We start from the raw sequence: 1205 nt of genomic DNA, 5'->3' as shown, positions 1-1205 counted from the left end.
GCTTGGCGTTGTTCAGGTCAGGCACGTCCACGAAGAGCAGGTAGGCGCGTCGGTCGCTGTGCTCGGGCAAGCGCCGGCGGCACAGCCAGGCCTGGCGAATGGCGGGGTGCCAGCCGAGCACTTCGCGGGTGTCCTCGAGTTGCACCTCGTCGAGGTCGTGGCGCTGCAACTGGGTGAACCAGGGCGGCTCGGTCAGGGCCTCCCACACAGCGTCGTCGGCCGCCTGCGCGTCTTTCACGCGTTGGCGCCATGGTTTGAGGGCGATGGCGTCGGGCTCGGTGCCTCGTGGCGGTCGCTCCAGCCATGTCACTGCCTTGCGTGCAGCGAAGTGGCGGTGGTCGGGTGAGCGCGACCACAGCTGATCGAGCCAGCTCAGGCGCAAGGCCAGGGGCGCGTCCTCGCAGGCTTGCACCAGGCCCAGCAGGGCATCGGCGTGGGCCGGGTTGCGCTCTAGCGCCTGCTGGTAAAGCTTGACCACGTCGATGTCGCTGTGCAGGCGGCGCTCGCAGCGGGCCCACATCACGAGCTCGTCGGTGCCCAGTGTTTCGGCGCGGGCACGCCAGCCTTCGACGCGCTGCTTGAGTGCCTGCTGGCGTTGGTGCTGGGCCTTCCAGGCCTTCGCCTGGTCCTTGCACCAGGCCTGGTCGAAGCGCTGAACCCAGGCCTCGGCTTCGGTGCCCAGCAGCGCCAGGGCCCCCTTGCTGGACCAGTCGGGCAGGTTGGCCGGCACCTTCAGGGCACCCAGGCGCTCTTTGAGCACCGGGTGGGTGTCGTCGATGTTCGAGACCTCCTTGAGCGAGCGGCGCAGGGCCTCGCGAGCGAAGCCGTCTTCAGGCGGGCTCAGCAGCAGGTGGCGCAAGGCTTTGAAAGGTCCGACAGGCAGGGCGTGATCGGTGGCGCCTTGCCAGTGCTGACGCCAGAAGTGCTCGCCCATCCAGGCGCCCTTGATGTCGATTTCGACCAGCGCTGCACCAGCCGTGGCCGCACCCACCAGCCGCGCCGAAATGCGGTCGGCCTCGTACTCGTCCTGGCGGGCCAGGGCAAAGCTGCGCGCCAGGAAACGCGGCACATACCAGCTCATGAAGCGCGCGTTCAGCCAGCCGCTGATGCTGTCGTCTTCGCCCAGGCGCTCGTTCATGCGCAGCCAGCTCAGGCGGGTGCGGTAGATCCAGGCGGCGAAGCGGCCATGGTTGCCGCGCAGGTGG

General features: G+C 68.9%; 1 protein-coding gene. It reads right to left on the bottom strand.

Annotation, left to right across the window (positions count from 1 at the left end; translation table 11 throughout):
* Positions 1–1205: M48 family metalloprotease (locus B2W70_RS17620; RefSeq protein WP_286747789.1), on the bottom strand; the 1205-nt coding region annotated here is incomplete at both ends.

Origin of the sequence: Aquabacterium sp. UBA2148 (assembly GCF_002328915.1) — a bacterium.
In the GTDB taxonomy this organism is placed as follows: Bacteria; Pseudomonadota; Gammaproteobacteria; order Burkholderiales; family Burkholderiaceae_C; genus Aquabacterium; species Aquabacterium parvum.
The sequence above is the reverse complement of the archived record's forward strand: the minus strand, read 5'-3'. Positions and strand labels throughout refer to the sequence as shown.